The following is an 18,855-nucleotide window of genomic DNA, read 5'->3' as shown; positions in this document are numbered from 1 at the left end:
GCGGGCAGCCGCCGCCTACAGGAAAGCCAGGCGAACGAGCGCCACCGTGGCCGGCGCCATCATGGCGATCATGGCGCCGAGGAACCACTTGATCGTCGTCAGTTGACTGCCGAGGCCGTCCATCCTGCCGGTCAGGCCGCCTTCCAGCGCGGTCATCCGGCCGGTTACACCAGCTTCCAACGCGGCCATCCGGCCGGTTACACCAGCTTCCAACGTGGCCATCCGGCCGGTTACACCAGCTTCCAACGCGGTCATCCGGCCGGTTACATCACCTTCCAACGCGGTCATCCGGCCGGCTACATCACCTTCCAACGCCGTCATCCGGCCGTTCAACTCGCTGCTGAACGCTTCCAGACGTGCGCCTACGCTGACGTCCAGGGCGTCGATTCGAGCGTTGAGCTCCTTCCTCAGGCTCTCGTGGCGGTCCCGTACTTCGCGTCTTAGGGTGTCGACTACAGCCGTGAGGCCATCCAGACGGCCCTCGATCGAGGCCATTCCGACCTTCAGATCGGCGACATCGTCCTTGAGCAGAGCGACGTCGTGCTTGAGTACGGCGACATCGCCCCTAAGGACAGCTACGTCGTCCCTTGTTGCCAGCTGTTGCTCGCGGCTGCTCACCATCTCGACCAGCGCCTCAGCCTGACTCGGGTCGAACCCGACTTCCTCAAGCTTGCGTCGTGCTTCCCGCCATTCTACTGCTGTGCTCTGCATCGCTTTCCCGCCCTTCATAGGGCTAGGACGGATCTTGAGCCCGTCTCTTGGACTGCCTGGCTTGCCCCGAGTTTCGGACGGGGGGGTCCGCTTCGCCCTACCGCACCAGCACGTACATCACGACCAGAGCAGCGGCCAGCAGCGCCGCCAGCAGCCGCGGGTCGCGGACTCCCGTGATCTCCGACCGGGCCAGGAACGCGTAGGGCTTGTCCCAGGTCAGGCCGTCGATCTGCTCGGGCTTTGGTGGCGGGGTCGCCAGGCTGACTGCCACGTAGATGACGCTCAGGATGCAGAAGTACCACCACGCTTGGAGCAGGAACGGGATCCCCAGGCCGTTCACGGGGTCGGAGACGTACTGGACGCCGCCGAGGAAGCCGAAGCCCATGTCGAACAGGAAGATGATGAAGCCGGCCACGAAGCCGAAGAGCAGGGTGAACGTCCCCGCCTGACGCGTTCCGCGGCGCCAGAAGACGCCCCAGAGCAGCACCGTGGCGATGGGAGGCGCAATGAACTGCGCCGGCAGCTTGTTGATCGCCTCGAAGATGGAGCCGAACCGCTCGCCCTGGGTGGACCAAGCGATCGCGACGCTCATGACGACGACCGAGCTGACGCGCCCGATGCGCACCTGCGACGTTTCCGACAGGCCGGGCCGGAAGTGCTTCGCGATGTCGACGGCGACGAGCGTCCCCGTGCTGTTCACCGCGGCCGCGATCGTGCTCATCAGGGCCGCGAGCAACGCCGCCGCCATGATGCCGATGAGCCCGGTCGGCAGCAGCTCGGTGATCAGCGTCGGCAGGGCGTCCGTCGGCTCGGCGATGATGTCCCGGAAGAGCACGTAGGCGAACACGCCCGGCAGCACCATGAAGAGCGGGGGCAGGAACTTGAGCAGGGAAGCGAACAGCGCGCCGTGCTGCGCATCGCGGAGGGTTCCCGCGCCCAGCACCCTCTGAACGATCGTCTGGTCGGTGCACCAGTACCAGAGGCCGAGAATGGGGAAGCCCAGCAGGAAGCCGTACCAGATCGACCCGGGGTCGAATCCCTCTTCCCCGGGGAGGTGAATCATGCTGAGCTGGTTCGGCTTCGTCGCTTCGAGGAGATCGGCGTAGGAGTCGATCCCCACGCCGGGGAGTCTGGTCATCGCGATGACCGTGATGAGGATGGCGCCGCCGAGCAGGATGACGGTCTGGATCGTCTCCGTGACGACGACCGCCCGCAGGCCCCCGACCACGGTGTAGATCACCGTGATGATCGAGATCATCGCGATCGACATGAACGACGGGATGCCGAAGAACCGCTCGAACACGGCGGCGCCGGCGTAGAGGCTGATGCCGATGTGGATCAGCATCGCCGACATGATGAACATGAAGGACAGCGTGGTCCGGGCGGCCGGGCTGTAGCGCCGCTCCATGAACTCGGGCAGCGTCGTGATCCGGCTCCTGAAGTAGATCGGCACGAAGACGAGGCTGAGCAGGATGATCGTGAAGGACGCCATCCACTCGTAGTTGCCGACGACCATGCCGACGCCGAAGCCGCTCTCCGCGAGCCCGACCAGGTGAATCGTCGAGATGTTCGAGGCGAACAGCGCGGCCCCCACCACGGGCCACTTCAGGTTGCGGCTTGCCAGGAAGTACGACTCGCTGGTGTGCCGCTTGATCCTGCGCACCGACCAGAGGCCGACGAAGAGAATGCCCAGCAGGTAGACGACGATGATGAAGAGATCGACGGGCGCGATGGTCATGGGAACAGGTTACGGCAGTTGCCGACCGCGGTAGAAGGTCCGGAAGCCGGCGCTTCGCGCCGGATGCCGGCGGGAACGCCGGCGCACCCAGTGTCAGACGATGATGTCGTCTACGACGATCCCCTCGACGTCGGTCAGGCGGAAATCGCGCCCCTGCGAGCGGTACGTCAACTGCTCGTGGTCGAGGCCGAGCAGGTGCAGGATCGTGGCGTGCAAGTCGTGGATGTGGACCTTGTCCTCGATCGCGTAGTAGCCGTAGTCGTCGGTGCGGCCGTGGCTGTGGCCGGGTTTCACGCCGCCGCCGGCCATGAACATCGTGTAGCCGTGGGGGTTGTGGTCGCGGCCGTTGCGGGCGCCGGCTTCGGCGCCGGGGGTGCGCCCGAACTCGCCCCCCCAGAGCACCAGGGTCTCGTCCAGCAGTCCACGTGACTTGAGGTCCTTGATCAGGCCGGCCACCGGGCGGTCGACCTCGGCGCAGCTCTGCGGCAGGCCGGTGATCAGGCCCGAGTGGTGGTCCCACTTCGTGTCCGGGCCGTGGGTCGCCTGCACGAAGCGCACCCCCGATTCCGAGAAGCGCCGGGCCAGCAGGCAGCGGAGCCCGAAGTTGCGGGCCACCGGGTCGTCGAGCCCGTAGAGCCGACGGGTCGCCTCGGACTCGCCCTCGATGCTCATCAGCTCGGGCGCCTCCGTCTGCATGCGGAAGGCGAGTTCGAAGGACTCGATGCGTCCCTCGAGCGCCTGGTCGGGGCCGGTCGCTTCGAGCTGGCGGCGCTGCCAGCGCTGCAAGAGGTCGAGTTCGCTCCGCTGCACCTCCGGCGACACGGACTCGTTGTCGAGGAAGTCGATCGTCGCGTCCTCGGTCTTCATCCGGGTCGTGCCGATCGCGGTGCCGTTGTAGGCGGCGGGAAGGAAGGCCGACGAGTAGTTCTGGACGCCACCGTGCTGGTACGACGGGCAGATCGTGATGAAGCCGGGCAGGTTCTCGTTCTCGGTGCCGAGGCCGTAGGCGATCCACGAGCCCATCGACGGCCGCACGAAGCGGTCGCTGCCGGTGTTCATCGCGAGAATGGCGCCGCCGTGGGCGGCGTTCGTGCCCCACATCGAGCGGATGAAGCAGAGGTCGTCGACCACGGAGGCGATGTTGGGCAGCAGCTCGCTCACCCAGGCGCCGGACTGGCCGTGCTGCTTGAACTCCCAGGGGCTCTTGAACAGGTTGCCCGTCTCGGCGAACTGCACCCGGGGTTTGGCGAAGGGCAGCGGCTTGTTGTCGTCGCGAATCAGAAGCGGCTTGTACTCGAAGAGGTCGTGCTGCGACGGGCCGCCATGCATGTGCAGGAAGATGATCCGCTTGGCCTTCGGCGCGAAATGCGGCACGCGCGGAGCCAGCGGGTTCGTGGAGGTCGCGGCCAGGAGGTCGCGCTGGAGCAGGGACGAGAGCGCCAGGCCGCCGAAGCCGCAGCCGCAGGTCTTCAGCATCTGGCGGCGGGTGAGCGGCGGCGGCTGGTAGTGGGGGTAGCGCATCGTCAGGGATCGGTCGTCTCAGTTGATGTAGATGAACTCGCTTGCCGCGAGGATGACATGGGAGAGGCGGGTCCAGGCGTAGATCTCCGCTTCTTCCGCCGGCTCTGGCGCGGCGGAAGTGGCGGAAGGCGGCGCTTCGCGCCGGATGCCGGCCAGAGGGCCGGCGCACCCAGTGTCCGCCGCGCAAGCCCCGGCACGCATCTCGTCGAGGAAGGCGAGGCCGTCGGCGATCTCGGCGTCGTCGGCGGGGCGCCCGTAGGCGCGGACGAAGGCGGTGTCGATGCGATCCGCGGCGTCAGCGTTCTCGATCTCCAGCAGTTGCTTTGCGAAGCCGAGCGCCGCCTCCTCGACGAAGGGGCTGTTCATCATCAGCAGCGCCTGCCGCGGGACCACCGTCTCGGATCGATCGCCGACGGAGTCGCTGGCGTCCCCGAAGTCGAAGCCGCCGAAGATCGGATAGACCGCGGTACGCACGACCGGCATGTAGATCGAACGCCGCGGCGCGTCGTAGATGTCGACCCGGTCGAGTGGGCCGTACTCGCCGAAGACGTATCCCCGGGCCTTGTACTCCTCCACCCGTCCACCGATCGTCAGGTCGAGCCGGCCGGCGAGCTGCAGCAGGGCGTCGCGGATTGGCTCGACCTCGAGGCGTCTCCGGTTGTTGCGCCAGAGGAGGCGGTTCTCCTCGTCGACGGCGGCGTTGGCGGTGTCGTAGTCGGTGGACAACCGATAGGTGCTCGACAGCATGATGTCGCGGTGCAGGTTCTTGAGCGACCAGCCGCCCTCGACGAAGCGGCGCGCCAGCCAGTCGAGAAGCTCGGGGTGCGTGGGAGCGCTGCCGATCGCGCCGAAGTTGCTCGGCGTGTCGACGATGCCGTGGCCGAAGTGCCAGTGCCAGACGCGGTTGACGATGACCCGGGCGGTGAGCGGGTGCTCGGGGTGGGTGATCCAGCGCGCCAGCTCGAGCCGGCCGCTCGTGTCATCGGCGACTGGCGGCGGCGGCACCAGGTGGTCCGTGACCTTCAGGTAGCCGCGCCGCTCCGGTTCTTCGGCCAGGTTCAGGTGGCTGCCCCGGATGTGCACCGGCAGGTCGACCGTCGCGGTCTCGTCCACGGCCATGGCGTAGGGCGGCGCCGGGGGTGAGGCTTCCTCCAGGCGTTCGACCTCGGCGCGCAGCTCGGCGAGCTGCTCCAGGGCCTCCTGCGGATAGAGCTTCTCTTCCTCCTCCTGGTCGAGGCAGAGAATGCAGAAGTAGCCGCCGTAGACCAGCCATCGCAGCTCCTCCTGCTCGCGCGGCAGTCTGAAGTCCGAGGGTGAGAGTTCGTCCTCGTCCTTCAGCCCGAGTCGCATGAGGTGCTCTTCCCAGGCGATCTCGATCGTCGCGAACAGGCTCGCGTAGCGCCAGGCGACTTCCTCGAGCGTCTTCGGCGCCGGCCCGCGGACGAGGCTTCGGGTCAGAGGCGCCGTCAGCACCTTCTCTGAAGCGATGATCGCCCGCAGCTCCTCGGTCACCTGCTCGTAGCGATCAGGAGAGGCGGCGGCGTAGGCGTTCCAGATCACGAAGACGGTGCTCGGGCTCGGCGCGTCCCCCTCGACCGGCGGGCCCTCACGGTAGCGGTAGAAGGCCCTGACCCAGCGCTCGAGGACCGGCGGCTCCAGCCCTCGGCCCCCAGCGACTCTGGCGATCGTCTCGCGCGCTTCCTCCTGCTTCTCCTCGTCGTCGCTCCAGGCGGGGTAGGCCTCTTCCGCGGCGAGCAGGTAGTCGGCGAGTGCCGCGCGGCGCGGGCCACGCAGGACGTCGTTCTGCTCGCGGACGACCTCGTCCACCTTCTCCTGCGCCTCGGCGACCAGCTTCTGGGCCGCTTCGTACCCGGCGATCTCGTTTTCCGGGGCCAGTGGCCGCTCCAGCCAGCGCATGCCGGCGGCGTCGCTCATCGTCTCGGTGGAGCGCAGGATGCCGGCCATCGCGTAGTAGTCGGCCGTGGGGATCGGGTCGAACTTGTGGTCGTGGCAGCGGGCGCAGCCGACCGGCAGGGCGAGAAAGGCGCGGCCCAGGGTGTTGACCTGCTCGTCGACGATGTCGATCAGCATCTTGTCGACATCCTGTTCGGCGAGCACCTTGGGGCCGAGCATGAGAAAGCCCGTGGCGGTGATCTGCTCGAAGCGCTGCGCGTCGGTCTCGGCCGGCATCAGGTCGCCGGCGATCTGCTCGCGGACGAAGCGGTTGAAGGGCTTGTCGCGGTTCAGCGAGTCGACGACGTAGTCGCGGTAGCGGAAGGCGTTGGGGAACGCGATGTTCTCGTCCAGGCCGTTCGAGTCGGCGTAGCGGGCGACGTCGAGCCAGTGGCGGCCCCAGCGCTCGCCGTAGTGGGGCGAGGCGAGCAGCCGATCGACGACCCTGGCGAAGGCGTCGGGGCTCGAATCGGCGAGGAAGTCCTCGATCTCCGCTTCCGACGGCGGCAGACCGATCAGATCGAAGGTGGCGCGGCGCAGCAGCGTGCGCCTGTCGGCCGGAGCGACCGGCGCGAGGCCGCGTTCCTCGAGCCTCGCCAGGATGAAGCGGTCGAGGTCATGGCTGACCCAGGCCTTGTTCTCGACCTCGGGCAGGGCGGGATCTTCGACCCGGCGGAAAGCCCAGTGCTCGCGGCCGGGACCGTAATCGAATGTCTCGGCGGTTCTTGTGGCGACCACCGTCTGCTCGGCGCCCGTGCGCGGGTCGGGAGCGCCGCGGCGGATCCACTGCTCGAAGTCGGCGATGACGTGCGCCGCCAGCTTGCCGTCCGGCGGCATCTGGGTGAGGCCCTCGTAGCGGAGCGCCTCGATCATCAGGCTGTCCTCGGGCGATCCCGGGACGATCACGGCGCCGCTGTCGCCACCGGCGCGCACGCCTTCCGCGTCGAGCAGGATCAGGCCTCCGCGGATCTTCGCGGGATCGCCGCCGTGACACTGGTAGCAGCGCTCGACCAGGACCGGCCGGATCTTCGATTCGAAGAACTCGAGGTCGGCGGGATCGATCTCCGACGCGCCGGCGACCGTTCCGACCGCCGCCAGCCAGGCAAACAGGAAGGGCGCAGCGCGGATCATTGGAGGACTCTGTGCTGAACGGTGGATTCTACTTCCTCGTCACATAAACGTAGTAGGCGCTCGCGATGACCTCGCGCCCCTCTTCGAACCAGGTGTGCAGGGCGATGGTGCCCTCGGGCAGGGTCACCGTGAAGGTGGCCTCCGTGTCGTCCGAGTCGACCCGCGTCGTCAGCCCCTCGAAGCCGTAGGGCCTCTTGTCGCCGATGTCCAGATGGTGGTGGTCGCTGATGAACAGGCGGGCGGAGGTGATCGGCAAAGCGACGCCGCCGCCCTCGGGCGCCGATGCGAGCGCTACGTCGATCTCCCGGGGCCAGCGCCGGAGCGCGAACTCGTACTCGCCCGCCTCCGCCACGTCGAGCAGCCAGTAGCCAGTTTTCCGGGTGCCGCGTCGGACCTGTGCCTGCTGATCGACGAAGACGTCGAGCCACTCGCATCCGGTCAGCATCATCGGATTCTCGATGTCGTCGCCGATGACGATCCGCTGGGGCTCATTGGCGGTCGAGGCCACCTCGTCCCACCACTCGTACAGATGGTTCCGCATCCTGGCGACCACTTCGGGGTGCTGCTCGATCACGTTGGTGGTCTGCAACGGATCGGACTCCAGGTCGTAGAGATCGCGGTCCTCGAGCAGGCGCCAGTGCTTCCACAGGACGCCAGCGTGACTGCGCGTGAGGATCGACTGGGTGTACGGCGAGGGGTAGTTGAACCCGGACGGCATCCGGCTGTAGTTGATGATCAGCATGCGGTCCTCGGGCACAGCAGCATCTCCGCGCAAGACGGGGGCCAGGCTCATGCCGTTGAAGTCCCCGGCTGCCGGCGTTTCGATTCCAGCAAGGTCGAGGAGCGTCGGCAGGACGTCCTGCACCTGGGTCAGGCCGGTCACGTCTCGCGGGTCCGCCAGGTCGCCGTTCGGCCAACTGATGAAGAAGGGCACCCGATGGCCGCCTTCCCACAACTCGGTCTTCATGCCGCGCATGCCGGCGTTGAAGTAGAGCGGGCCGTGCGTGCTGCCGTTGTCCGTCATGAAGATCACGATCGTGTTCTCCCGAAGTCCCTCCTCCTGGAGGAACTCGGCGAGCTTGCCCACGTTCGTGTCGATGTTGCGGACCATCCCGAGGTACCTGCTAAGCCGGCCCTTCAGCGACGTGCTCATGTCGGCGAACTCGGGCCGGGCCAGCGCGGCCGCCAGCGCGGCTTCGTCCTCCTCCTTGGCGATCAGCGGTCCGTGCGGCGTGTTCGGAGCGATGTAGGTCAGGAAAGGCGTTCCGGACGCCGCGGAGCGCCGCATGAAGTCGATCGCCTCGTCGAAGAAGATGTCGGTGCAGTAGCCCTTGAACGCCTTGCGTTGACCGTTGCGAATGTAGGTGTCGTCGAAGTAGTCGTTGCCCCAGAAGTCGGGCACCGAGCCGATGTGGGAGGAGGGGAACCACACGGTTTCGTGGAATCCGCGGTCCTCCGGCCGGAAGGGGTAGTTGTCGCCGAGGTGCCACTTGCCGAATACGCCCGTTCGGTAGCCGGCTTCGGCGAAGATGTCGGCCATCGTGGGGATCTCGGGCCGAAGGAGCGCGCGACCGCTGCTGACGTTGATCGCGCCATTCCGGGCCGCATCCATGCCGGTCAGCAGTTGCCCGCGGGTCGGCGTGCACATCGGTGCCACGTGGAAGTCGTCCAGGCGCACGCTTTCGCCGCGCAGGCGGTCGAGATGCGGCGTCTCGAGCACCGGGTTGCCATGGGCGGACAGTTCGCCGTAGCCCTGATCGTCCGTCATCACGATGACGACGTTGGGGGGCTGCGCGAGGGCGGTCGCGGCGAGCGCGAACAGCAGAACACCGGCAAGAGACGTTGCTAGCCTCACGATCGAGTCTCCATGGTGAGTGCGTCAAGTAGCGAGCGTCGGCACCGCAGCGTAGCGGAGGCGTTGGCGGACTCGGTGGCGGCGTGACCTCGTTCCGCGACCGCTACGGGCGCTGGGCGCTCGTCGCCGGCGCTTCGGAGGGGCTCGGCGCCTCGTTCGCGGATTGTCTCGCCGAGCGCGGCATGAACCTCGTGCTGATCGCCCGGCGCGAGCCGTTGCTCGATGACCTCGCGGACAGGCTTCGCGAGCGGTACGGCGTCGAAGTGCGGCCGCTGGCGATGGACCTTGCCAGCCCGGGCCTCGCCGACGCTCTCGCTGCTGCCACTGAGGACCTCGACCTGGGTGTGCTCGTCTACAACGCCGCCTTCGTGCCGGTTGGGCGCTTCGTCGAGGCCGACGTCGACGCGCTAGAGCGGGCGGTCGACGTCAACGTCCGCGCGCCGGTCGTCATGCTGCACACGCTCCTGCCGGGTCTCGAGCGGCGCGGCCGTGGCGCGGTGATCCTGATGTCCTCACTGGCGGGCCTGCAGGGGACGCCGCGAGTTGCGGCCTACGCCGCCACCAAGGCCTTCAACACCGTCCTCGGCGAGGGCCTGTGGCAGGAGCTCCGCGAGAGCGGCATCGATGTTGTGGCCTGCTGCGCCGGCGCCATTCCCACGCCGGGTTACAAACGCTCGGGCAAGGGCCGGGTGCCGGGCATGCTCAACCCCGACACGGTGGCTCGGCGAACGCTGGATGCTCTCGGCAAGGGTCCGCGGTTTGTACCTGGACTCGTCAACCGGTTGGTCGCCGCGCTGCTGACGCGTCTCCTGCCGCGCAAGGCCGCGATCCGGCTGATGGCGGGCAACACCGGCGATATCGGCTGAAGAGCGGCTCTAAGCGAGGATCGCCACGCCTTCGGTGGCGGCCGCTTCGGTCAAGCGGCGGTCCAGACTCGCCAGAGCGCAGCCTTCGCGAATCGCCAAGGCCAGGTAGCTGGCGTCGTAAGCGGTCAGGCGGTGTTCGCGCGCCAGCGTCATGACGTGTCGATCGTCCGTTTCAGCGGCGCAGCGGATACGGAGCCTGCGCAGCCGCGACATGGAGGCGTCGGCGTGGCGGCCGTCGATGCGGCCTCGACGTTCGGCCGACAGCAGGAGATTCCGCAGTTCGTGCCAGAACACGTCCGGGACGGTCGCGTCCTCGACGCCCAGCCGATCCAGGGCGAGGTCTGCGAGCGCTGCGTCTTCGTCCGGTAGCACCCACGTGGCCGCGACCGAGGCGTCAGGCACGAACGCCATCAGCGTTCGTGCCCCTCGTGCCGCCAGGACAGGATTTCCGAGGTCGTCACGCTCTGCTGCTTGGCACGTTCCCGCCGCATCGTCGCGCACAGCGCGGCGTGTTCCTCGCCGTCGACGTGGGGGGTCACACGGGCGATCGGCTTCGACCCGCGGCAGATGACCACGTCCTCGCCCGCCTCCACCTTCACGAGCAGTGCCGAAAGGTGTGTCTTGGCCTCGCCGATCTTCACGTAGCGTGTCATCGTCTCCTGGCTCCCTGGGCGATCCCGGTTCCCGATCAGGTTCGACGCGCTTGAACTGTAGGCTCGGAGCCCCGACTTGGTCAAGTGCTTGGTTCGGTCTGGGTCCCGACGGTCGGGAGAACGAGGGGGCGGAGTCAGTTCTGCCCGGAGGCCCAGCGCTTCCTTCGCTGGGGGCGATACGATGACGCTCCATGATGCACAACCTGACGCGGCTCTTCTTCCTGGCTGCCGCGCTGCTCGCCGCTGCCGGGAGTGCCTCCGACAAGCGGCCGATCACGATCGTCGAGCTGATCGACGTGCCCGGCGTCGGTAGTCCGCGCATCTCGCCGGACGGCGCTCAGCTCCTCTACACGCGCAGCGACACGGACTGGAAGAAGAACGGCCGCACGACGCACATCCGCCGGATCGGGATGGACGGCACGGGCGACGTGCGCTTGACCTACGGCGAGAAGGGGGAGCGTAGTCCTCGCTGGTCCCCGGACGGGAACTACGTGGCCTTTCTCGCGTCCCGCGGTGAAGACGAATTCTCCCAGATCTATCTCCTGCCGAACGGGGGTGGCGAAGCCTCTCCGTTGACCAGCCATGAGAGCTCCGTCCAGAGCTTCGAGTTCTCGCCGGACGGCGAGCACATCTTCTTCGTCGCCGCCGATCCGGAGACACCGGAGGAGAAGAAGAAGGACGAACTGAAGGACGACGTCTTCGCGTTCGACGAGGACTACAAGCAGCGCCACCTGTTCCGTGTCGCCTGGACCGGGGACGACCAGGGCAGCGCCGAGCGGATCACCGAGGGCGACTTCTCCGTGGTCGGCTTCCGCGTCTCGGCGGACGGGACGCGGATCGCGCACCACCGGGCGCCCTCGCCGCTCTTCGACAACCGGGACGAGGGCGAGGTGTGGATCATGGACGCGGACGGCGGCAACGCCCTGCAGCTCACCGACAACACGGTGGGCGAGTCGGGCGCCGAGCTGTCCCCCGACGGGCGGCAGGTCATGTTTCTGACGAACTCCAGCGCCGACCTGGAGACCTACTTCAACACGAACGTCTTCGTCGTCCCGGCCGGTGGCGGCCCGCACCGTCTGCTGTACGAGGAGATGCCCCACGAGGTCAACGGCGCACGCTGGGCCGGGGACGGCACGATCTACTTCACCGCGAACACTGGGGTGCGAAGTCAGCTCTTCCACGCCGCGGTCAACGATTCATCGCCGACGGCGCTGACTGAGGGCGACCACGCGCTGGGCTCGTGGCACTACTCCCGGGACGCGGGCCTGCATGCCTTCGGCATCAACCGCCGCGAGAACGCCGGAGACATCCACGTGATGCCAGCGGGCGGAGGCGCGCCCGCCAAGGTGACCTCGGTCTACGACTACATCGACGAGACCTTCCTGCTACCCCGCCAGGAGACGATCCGCTGGCCGGGGGAGGACGGCGTCGAAGTCGAGGGTCTCCTCTACTACCCGCTCGAATACGAAGAGGGCAACCGGTACCCCCTGGTCGTCCAGACGCACGGCGGGCCCGCGGCGTCCGACAAGTTCGGGTTCGGCCGCTGGTCCAACTACGTCCAGGTGCTGGCCGCCCGCGGCTACTTCGTCTTCAAGCCGAACTACCGGGGGAGCACCGGCTACGGGGATGCCTTCCTGCGTGACATGGTCGGCCACTACTTCCACCAGGCCCACCTGGACGTGATGACCGGGGTCGACCACCTGATCGAGCTCGGACTCGTCGACGGCGACCGCATGGCCAAGATGGGCTGGAGCGGCGGCGGTCACATGACGAACAAGATCATCACCCACACCGACCGCTTCAAGGCGGCGTCGTCGGGCGCCGGCGCGGTCAACTGGATCTCCATGTACGGCCAGAGCGACGTGCGGAGCTACCGCACGCCCTGGTTCGGTGGCACGCCGTGGCAGGAGGACGCCCCGATCGGGGTCTACTGGGAGAACTCGCCGCTCAAGGACGTCTACAAGGTGACGACCCCGACGCTCGTCCTGGTCGGCGAGAACGACGTCCGCGTGCCGCCGCCCCAGTCGGTGGAGCTCTACCGGGCGCTGAAGACGAACGGAGTGGAGACCCACCTCTACATCGCGCCGCGGGAGCCCCACGGCTGGCGGGAACTGCGCCACGAGCTGTTCAAGGTGAACGTGGAGATCGACTGGTTCGAGCGCCACGTTCGGGGGGTCGAGTACGAGTGGGAGACGGCTCCGGGGTCGGAAGACGACGAAGACCCGGAAGCATGAAGGGGCCGAAGATCCCGGTCGCGGCCTTCGTTGTCATCGTCGTCGGTCTCCAGACCCTGGCCTGGAACCTGGCGAGCTACCGGCTGCACGGCGGCATCGATCCCGCCTACTTCGTGCTCAGCCTGTTCCTGTCGATCAACCTGTTGATCTGCTACTGGGAGGCCTGCCTGTACCTGCGGCGCGACTACATCGGGGAGCGGGCGGAGTACTGGCGCGAACGCGGCGCGGAGACCGGCCGGCCGCCGGCCATCCTGTTCCTGTTCTCGGGGATCCCACTCACGGGCATCCTTTCGCCGACGGCATGGGCGGACGTCTGGGCGGCCTACTCCGTGTACGACGACGCCTACACGGATCGGCGGACCTTCGGCTTCAACTGCGACGTCGGCAACGGTTTCGCCACGCCGATCCCGTCGATGATCCTGCTTCTGTCGATGACCACGGGTTTTCTGCCAGCCGTGGTCGCGGGGATCCTCGGCGTCGCGCTGTTCTGGCAGTGGGTCTACGTCAGTTCGCTCTACATGGTGAGCTTCTACGTCTCGGGCGGGCACCGGGCAATCGGCCGGCTCGACCGGCTCGTGTGGGTGTGGGCGCCCAACACGATCTGGGTCGTCGTCCCGATGTTCGGGCTGTACGTGGCGGTGCGGCTGGTGTTGGACGGGACGTACGCCGTGTTGGGGCACTGAGGCCGGGCCGGCGCTTCACGCCGGCGCACCCAGTGGCCGGAATCAGCCGCCGGTCTCCGCTGCCTTGGCCGCTTCCCGCTGCTTGCGCCGGAACTCCCGGATCTGCTCCATCTGCTGCCTGAGCTGCTCGGGCACGATGAAGGTGGGCATGTTCGTCTGCTGCGTCTTGTCGCTGAACGTGTAGTGGATGAAGCCGACCATCATCTCGTCGGTCGTTGCCTCGCCCCAGGTCACGTTGGACGTCGGATCGGGGTTCGCCAGGTTGTCGGTTGAGTTGTCGAACTTCGCGTCGACGCGGATCGTCGTGCCGGCCGGGATCACTCTGGGCGCCGTCGGCGTGTAGGTGAGCTGCCAGTTGAAGTCGTAGTTCGGCACGTCGAGCAGGACTTCCGTGCGGCCGTCCGGGTACTCGGCCGTGAACGTCATCGACTTGCCCCGCAGGTGCATGTGGGGCGTGAAGTCGAAGAGCACCGCCTCGTGTTCGGTGGTGTACGACGACCAGGAGTGGTAGTCGCTCTCGCCCGCCGGGATGTTGAGCGTCGGATCGACCAGCCACAGCGTCTCCACGACGTTTTCGGGCTTCTCGTCGTGAAAGTAGAGGCCCATCGTCGTCTGGTCCGTGCCGCCGGTACCCGGGCCCGGGGTCTTGTGGTAGTGCATCTGGAAGAACAGCGTGCTGTTCGGCGGCATGCGCATTCCGTGCCCTTCCGCGAACTGGAGCGGCGCGACGCCCGGACCCCAGCCGCCGACGAAGGTGAGATCCAGGGTGCCGGTCGTGCTCCGCACGCCCGCGATCGTGGCATCGGGCGGCGCCAGGTAGGTCAACTGGTGATGTACCGCTTCGACGAACCCGGGATGGATCTCGATGGCGCGGATCCAGCGCTCTTCGTCGACGGGGTTGTCCACCTGGAGCCACTCGTAGTGATCCTCGATGTCGTCTGAGACGTGGAACTCCGGCGCGGTGTAGATGACGTCCGGCTCCCCGAGCTTCCAGTCGGAATCGAACGTGGGCGGCTCCGGAGCCTGCGACAGGTCGCCGGCCGGCGCGCCCGCGGCGACCCAGTTGTTCAGCGTCTCGATCTCGGCGTCGGTGAGGCTCGGGTCCTCCACGAACTCGCCGTGATCCGGGTTGGCGAACCACGGTGGCATCGTGCGCTCACTGGTGACCCGGCGAATCGACTTCGCCCAGGGACGCGTCTCGTCGTAGGTCAGGAGCGACATCGGCGCCGTCTGGCCGGGCCGGTGGCAACTCGCACAGTTCTCGTGGAGGATGGGCGCGATGTGGTCCGCCCAAGTCACCGTCGCGGGGTCCACCGCGTTGTTGGCTGGGGGCGCGGCGAGGACGGGGGTCGCGACGAGCGCGAGGCCGGTAACGAGGAAGGGAAGGCGGGACTTCATGGGGTTCTCCTTGGGCGGCGAGAGTCCGCGGATGCGGCGATTGTAGCCCTCAACGGAACGCCGAGAGAATCTCCTCGTCGATCTGCTGCCAGGCCTCCGGCCGGTTGCCGATGCCGCAGAGGACGATCTCCTCGGCGCCGGCTTCGACGTACTGGTGCAGCAGGTCCTGAACGTGCGAAGCAGTGCCCCAGCAGTACCAGGGTTGTCCGGGTGACTTCGCGGCTTCCTCGTCGTTCGCGAAGAGCCGGAATGGCAGGCCGACCGTTCGCTTGATCTCCGCCGGATCGCGTCCGGCGTCCTCGCAGTGGCGGTCGAGGACCTTCTGCTTGTGCCTGAAGACATCGACTCCGGCCGGGTGCCAGAAGTCCAGGTTGCTGATGTCGCCGTGGCGGGCGCAGGTGCGGAGCGTCCGCTTCTCGCCGTTGCCGCCGATCAGGATGGGGATGTGGGCCGTCCGGGTGGAACGCGGCCGGGTCGAACCCGGCACGAGAGGCGCCTCGTCCAGGCTGTAGTGGCTCCCCTCGAAGCTGACCTTCTCGCCCTCTTCCGCGGTGAACAGGAGGCGGATGAGCTGAGCCGCCTCCTCCAGGCGGTCGGAGCGCTCGCGCAGGCTGGGGAAGTCCCAGCCGTAGGCCTGGTGCTCGCGCTCGAACCAGGCGGCGCCGATCCCCAGCTCCATGCGTCCGCCGCTGATGTGGTCGACGCTGGCGCAGATCTTCGCGAGCAGGGCCGGATTGCGGTAGGTGACGCCGCAGGCGAGCGTGCCGAGCCGTACCCGCTCGGTCACGACCGCCGCCGCCGTGACCAGGGTCCACACCTCGAGGGCCGACAGGTGTTCGTCGTTGGGTGCGGCCGGCGGCAGGAAGTGATCCGAGAACCACAGGCTGCTCCAGGTGCCGTTCTCGATCGCCTGGACCGTGGCCTCGGTCTCCGACCACGGCACGCGGTAGCTGCTGAGTTGGGCGCCAAACTCCATGGGTCGTAAGTTACTCCAAGTGGTACGCTGTTCCAAGTTTGTGACGCGCCGCGATGACAGCCGACACCCAGCCTCTGACGGCCGCCGACTCGCCTGGCCGCGGGCGCCCCGATCGTCGGCGAAGAGTGCCGCTGCGCACCAAGCTGGCGTTCTCCTCCGGCGCCTTTCAGGAGGGGATGGTGGTCGCCGGCCGGATTACTACCCTGATCTTCTACAACCAGGTGCTCGGCGTCTCGGCGGCGCTGTGCGGCGTCGCCTACCTGATCGCGAGCATCGTCGATGCGGTCTCCGATCCGATGGTCGGGGCGATCTCCGATCGCTTCCGGAGCCGGTGGGGGCGTCGCCACCCGCTGATGCTGATGTCGGCTCTGCCGATCGCGATTTCGTTCTACTTCCTCTATCAACCCATTTCCGGCCTGAGCGAGGGCACCCTCTTCGCGTGGCAGGTCTGCTTCCTGGTCCTGCTCCGTATCTCGACGTCCTTCCACAACATTCCGCGCGACGCTCTGGGTGCGGAACTCACCGACGACTACCACGAGCGGACCTCCGTCTTCGGTTGGTACAACGTCTTCGCCTCGGGAGCCGCGGTCGGGTTGAGCCTGCTGGTCCTGAACGTGTTCTTCCCGACCACGCCGGAGTTCGACCCCGGCATGCTCGACCCGAGCCGGTACGTCATCCTGGCCGGGTTCGGCTTCGTCGTCGTTCTGGCGGCCGTCCTTGGGTCGACCTTCGGTACGGCCGACCAGATTCCCCATCTGCACCCGACCACGCGCGAACGGTTCAACATCCGCGGCCACTACGGAGAGCTGCGGCAACTCCTTGGGAACCGCTCCTTCGTGTCGGTGACCGTCTCCTGGCTGACGATCGCCGCGGCCCAGGGCGTCCTGGACATGGTCAGCCTCTACACCTACTTCTGGGTCTACGACCTGTCGACCGAACGACTCTCGGCGCTCGCCTTCGCGAAGATCCCCGGGATCCTGGTGGCGCTGCCGCTCGCCAAGTACATGACTCGCCGCTTCGACAAGAAGCCGACGGTCATCTTCTCCAGCGCGGTCACGGCAGTGCTGATCGCCTTGCCGCATGTGATGCGCCTGGTGGGTCTGTTTCCGGGCAACGACTCCGCGTTGCTGCTCCCGCTGCTGTTCGGCCCGCTCTTCGTCGGCTATGCCCTGGTGGGCGTGATGGCCATCGTGGTCGATTCGCAACTGGTCGACATCACCGACGACCACGAGTACAGGACCGGCAACCGGGCCGAGGGAGTCATCTTCTCGGTGCGGGAGTTCGCGATGAAGGCGACCGAGGGCTTCGGCGGTCTGATCGGAGGCATCGGGCTGGAACTGATCCGGTTCCCGCAGAACGCGGAGGTGGAAGGGGTGTCGGCGGGGACGGTCACCGGCCTGCTCGTGATGAGCGGACCGCTCTGCCTCGTGATCTACGGCGTCGGCATCCTGTTCATGATGATGTACCGCCTGAACGCCGGCAGGCATGAGGAGATCCTGACCGTGCTCGAGGCGAGGCGCGCGGCGCGAGCGACGGGAGTCGGCGGCGGATGAGCTTGGAGCAGCTCAAACGGGACTTCGACCGGGACGGCTACGTCGTCCTGCGCGGTTTCCTGTCGTCCGAGGAACTCGAGGAGCTGCGTGTCCGCGCCGCGGGATGTCTCAGCGAAGCCAGGAGAAGCGAGGAGTACCCGGGCGTCGTGAAGAATCTGAACGGGATCGATCCGTGGTTCGAGGATCAGCTCCAGCGCGGCAAGCAGGCCGAGCTGATATCGGCATTACTGGAGGCCGAGCTGGAGCCGGCCAGCGCCGGCTGCTTCGAGAGGATCCCGGGTGAGAGCTCGGGGATCAGGCCCCATATCGATGCCATCGGCAACGGGCGCAGGGGCGCGACGGCGTGGATCGCCCTGGACCGTGCCGACCGGGAGAACGGCTGTCTCTTCTACGTGAAGGGCACCCACCGGCAGGACCTGCCGAGCGTTGTCGGCCTGGAAGGCTTCGGCGCCGATTCCGAGGGGGCGGTGGCGGTCGAGGTCGAGCCGGGCGACGCAACGATCCATAACTCCCGCACCGTGCACTGGTCGGAGGCGAACCGCAGCGAGCGGCCGCGCCAGGCGATCACGTACTTCTACTGGGCGGCCTCGTGCACGGGGCCGGCGCACCCCGGACGTACCCGTTCATGACCGAGATCAGTTGCCCGCGAGACGGGCAGTGTACTCGCGGATGCGCTCTGCATTCGCGCCGACATCGCTGCGCCCCACTCTCGACTTGGATCGGACGTCAATGCGGCTGCCGGCGCCATCCCCGCGCACGCGAATGACGACGTCGTCCTTGAAGCCGTACCAGAAGGTCGTGTCGGTTGCTTCTATGCGTCCCGCTGCGGCGTCGTCAGCCACCAGCTCCCACCCCATTGCCCCGGCTGCGGCCAGCGCCTGGGAGAACGCTTCGGCGGGCGGTGCGTCCAGCATCACCGAACGGAGATCCGGATAGCCCTCACGCTGCTGCGCGGCGACTGCGGGGTCGTACTCCGGAGGATTCGGGGCTTCGGCCCGGAGGGGGAGAATCGCGACGAAGGCCGGCGGATCGTCGGTGTCGGTCGTGATGTCATGGATCGGCGGGACCGATCGGGCAAGCGCCTGCTGCCCTGCCGGGACCATGTAGCAAACCGCTCCCAATGCGGCAGCCACCAGGCCGGCCGCGACGTTCTGCCAGTGCAGGCGCCGGAACGTGGCCCAAACCGTCCCGATCAAGGCGATGCCCGCCGCGCCTGCCGAGATGAGAGCGCCCCACCGGAGAACGGTGAAGGACATCCCGAGCCCGAGCAGGCCCGTGCGGTAGCCCAGGGCGGCGGCGAGCGCGAGCAGAGCGCCGATGGCGACGCCGCCGGTGCCGGCACAGACCACGGGCGACCAGATGCGAGGCGCGGTTCCGGTCGTGCTGGTCATTCTGGCTCCTCCCCGGAGATCGTGATGAACTTGGCGATTCTATTGCCGCTGAGGAAGGCGCGCCGGAACCGCTTCCGAAGGGACTCTTCAGCGCCTCCGGATCCGTGACCGCGGACGGATTCCGCAACTACCTCGGGAAGAACATGCGAGACCCGCGGAGGCGCTGCTCGTGGACCGGGCGCAGATGCTGAC

At 67.5% G+C, this 18,855-nt stretch carries 15 protein-coding genes; 5 read left to right on the top strand and 10 right to left on the bottom strand.

Translation table 11 applies throughout. The features are described 5' to 3' along the window. Positions 1 to 15: 15 nt before the first annotated feature. The 5 genes from OXG83_10370 to OXG83_10350 all read right to left on the bottom strand — a co-directional run bounded on the left by OXG83_10370 (position 16) and on the right by OXG83_10350 (position 8,909). Positions 16 to 711: a hypothetical protein gene (locus tag OXG83_10370; protein MCY3965435.1), complete on the bottom strand. Its 696-nt coding sequence runs from the start codon at positions 709 to 711 to the stop codon at positions 16 to 18. A gap of 97 nt (positions 712 to 808) precedes the next feature. Beyond that, positions 809 to 2,449 carry a sodium/solute symporter gene (locus OXG83_10365; GenBank protein ID MCY3965434.1) on the bottom strand — a complete coding sequence of 547 codons (1,641 nt, stop codon included), beginning with the start codon at positions 2,447 to 2,449 and terminating at the stop codon, positions 809 to 811. Positions 2,450 to 2,542: 93 nt separating this feature from the next. Continuing rightward, positions 2,543 to 3,970, bottom strand: a complete 1,428-nt coding sequence (locus tag OXG83_10360; protein MCY3965433.1) for a DUF1501 domain-containing protein — start codon at positions 3,968 to 3,970, stop codon at positions 2,543 to 2,545. 18 nt (positions 3,971 to 3,988) lie between these two features. Next, a complete protein-coding gene (locus tag OXG83_10355) occupies positions 3,989 to 7,054 on the bottom strand; it encodes a PSD1 and planctomycete cytochrome C domain-containing protein (GenBank protein MCY3965432.1) in 3,066 nt (1,021 codons plus the stop codon). Positions 7,055 to 7,082: 28 nt separating this feature from the next. Further along, positions 7,083 to 8,909, bottom strand: coding sequence for an arylsulfatase (locus tag OXG83_10350; GenBank protein MCY3965431.1), 1,827 nt, complete (start codon positions 8,907 to 8,909; stop codon positions 7,083 to 7,085). 83 nt (positions 8,910 to 8,992) lie between these two features. Here OXG83_10350 and OXG83_10345 point away from each other — a divergent pair, with 83 nt between their 5' ends. Next, positions 8,993 to 9,775 (top strand): SDR family NAD(P)-dependent oxidoreductase, encoded by a 783-nt coding sequence (locus tag OXG83_10345; GenBank protein ID MCY3965430.1) that lies wholly within the window; start codon positions 8,993 to 8,995, stop codon positions 9,773 to 9,775. 9 nt (positions 9,776 to 9,784) lie between these two features. Here the strand turns inward: OXG83_10345 and OXG83_10340 are convergent, their stop codons facing one another. Continuing rightward, positions 9,785 to 10,186 carry a type II toxin-antitoxin system VapC family toxin gene (locus tag OXG83_10340; protein ID MCY3965429.1) on the bottom strand — a complete coding sequence of 134 codons (402 nt, stop codon included), beginning with the start codon at positions 10,184 to 10,186 and terminating at the stop codon, positions 9,785 to 9,787. Then, on the bottom strand, positions 10,186 to 10,428 hold the full coding sequence (locus OXG83_10335) for a type II toxin-antitoxin system prevent-host-death family antitoxin (GenBank protein ID MCY3965428.1): 243 nt from the start codon (positions 10,426 to 10,428) through the stop codon (positions 10,186 to 10,188). The genes OXG83_10340 and OXG83_10335 overlap by 1 nt, the downstream gene beginning before the upstream one ends. A 191-nt stretch (positions 10,429 to 10,619) precedes the next feature. On the opposite strand from OXG83_10335, the gene OXG83_10330 reads away from it, so the two are divergent. Both OXG83_10330 and OXG83_10325 read left to right on the top strand, forming a co-directional pair. After that, the gene (locus OXG83_10330) at positions 10,620 to 12,662 is read left to right on the top strand and encodes a S9 family peptidase (protein MCY3965427.1); all 2,043 of its coding nucleotides are present in this window, start codon (positions 10,620 to 10,622) and stop codon (positions 12,660 to 12,662) included. Then, positions 12,659 to 13,345, top strand: a complete 687-nt coding sequence (locus OXG83_10325; protein ID MCY3965426.1) for a hypothetical protein — start codon at positions 12,659 to 12,661, stop codon at positions 13,343 to 13,345. Before OXG83_10330 ends, OXG83_10325 begins: the two co-directional genes overlap by 4 nt. A 42-nt stretch (positions 13,346 to 13,387) precedes the next feature. On the opposite strand, the gene OXG83_10320 is transcribed toward OXG83_10325, so the two are convergent. Then, complete coding sequence (locus OXG83_10320) at positions 13,388 to 14,743, bottom strand: alkyl hydroperoxide reductase (GenBank protein MCY3965425.1); 1,356 nt, start codon at positions 14,741 to 14,743, stop codon at positions 13,388 to 13,390. A 49-nt stretch (positions 14,744 to 14,792) separates the two neighbouring features. Continuing rightward, positions 14,793 to 15,719, bottom strand: coding sequence for an LLM class flavin-dependent oxidoreductase (locus OXG83_10315; protein MCY3965424.1), 927 nt, complete (start codon positions 15,717 to 15,719; stop codon positions 14,793 to 14,795). Between the two features lie 125 nt (positions 15,720 to 15,844). Between OXG83_10315 and OXG83_10310 the strand changes: the two genes are divergently transcribed. Both OXG83_10310 and OXG83_10305 read left to right on the top strand, forming a co-directional pair. Continuing rightward, entirely contained in the window at positions 15,845 to 17,272 is a 1,428-nt protein-coding gene (locus OXG83_10310; protein ID MCY3965423.1) for an MFS transporter, read from the top strand. Beyond that, the gene (locus OXG83_10305) at positions 17,269 to 17,901 is read left to right on the top strand and encodes a phytanoyl-CoA dioxygenase family protein (GenBank protein MCY3965422.1); all 633 of its coding nucleotides are present in this window, start codon (positions 17,269 to 17,271) and stop codon (positions 17,899 to 17,901) included. The genes OXG83_10310 and OXG83_10305 overlap by 4 nt, the downstream gene beginning before the upstream one ends. Before the next feature lie 6 nt (positions 17,902 to 17,907). On the opposite strand, the gene OXG83_10300 is transcribed toward OXG83_10305, so the two are convergent. Further along, the gene (locus OXG83_10300; protein MCY3965421.1) at positions 17,908 to 18,663 is read right to left on the bottom strand and encodes a DUF1499 domain-containing protein; all 756 of its coding nucleotides are present in this window, start codon (positions 18,661 to 18,663) and stop codon (positions 17,908 to 17,910) included. Positions 18,664 to 18,855: the final 192 nt, after the last annotated feature.

It is taken from the genome of Acidobacteriota bacterium, from assembly GCA_026707545.1.
In the GTDB taxonomy this organism is placed as follows: domain Bacteria; phylum Acidobacteriota; class Thermoanaerobaculia; order Multivoradales; family Multivoraceae; genus Multivorans.
Note: the sequence above shows the minus strand (reverse complement) of the source record. Positions and strands in the feature narration are given on the sequence as shown.

Excerpts from the sequence above, each read along its gene's own strand:
- OXG83_10360 (MCY3965433.1), bottom strand. The coding sequence starts at position 3,970 with ATGCGCTACCCCCACTACCAGCCGCCGCCGCTCACCCGCCGCCAGATG.
- OXG83_10315 (MCY3965424.1), bottom strand. The coding sequence starts at position 15,719 with ATGGAGTTTGGCGCCCAACTCAGCAGCTACCGCGTGCCGTGGTCGGAG.
- OXG83_10340 (MCY3965429.1), bottom strand. The coding sequence starts at position 10,186 with ATGGCGTTCGTGCCTGACGCCTCGGTCGCGGCCACGTGGGTGCTACCG.
- OXG83_10330 (MCY3965427.1), top strand. The coding sequence starts at position 10,620 with ATGATGCACAACCTGACGCGGCTCTTCTTCCTGGCTGCCGCGCTGCTC.
- OXG83_10325 (MCY3965426.1), top strand. The coding sequence starts at position 12,659 with ATGAAGGGGCCGAAGATCCCGGTCGCGGCCTTCGTTGTCATCGTCGTC.
- OXG83_10320 (MCY3965425.1), bottom strand. The coding sequence starts at position 14,743 with ATGAAGTCCCGCCTTCCCTTCCTCGTTACCGGCCTCGCGCTCGTCGCG.
- OXG83_10365 (MCY3965434.1), bottom strand. The coding sequence starts at position 2,449 with ATGACCATCGCGCCCGTCGATCTCTTCATCATCGTCGTCTACCTGCTG.
- OXG83_10370 (MCY3965435.1), bottom strand. The coding sequence starts at position 711 with ATGCAGAGCACAGCAGTAGAATGGCGGGAAGCACGACGCAAGCTTGAG.
- OXG83_10335 (MCY3965428.1), bottom strand. The coding sequence starts at position 10,428 with ATGACACGCTACGTGAAGATCGGCGAGGCCAAGACACACCTTTCGGCA.
- OXG83_10300 (MCY3965421.1), bottom strand. The coding sequence starts at position 18,663 with ATGACCAGCACGACCGGAACCGCGCCTCGCATCTGGTCGCCCGTGGTC.
- OXG83_10305 (MCY3965422.1), top strand. The coding sequence starts at position 17,269 with ATGAGCTTGGAGCAGCTCAAACGGGACTTCGACCGGGACGGCTACGTC.
- OXG83_10355 (MCY3965432.1), bottom strand. The coding sequence starts at position 7,054 with ATGATCCGCGCTGCGCCCTTCCTGTTTGCCTGGCTGGCGGCGGTCGGA.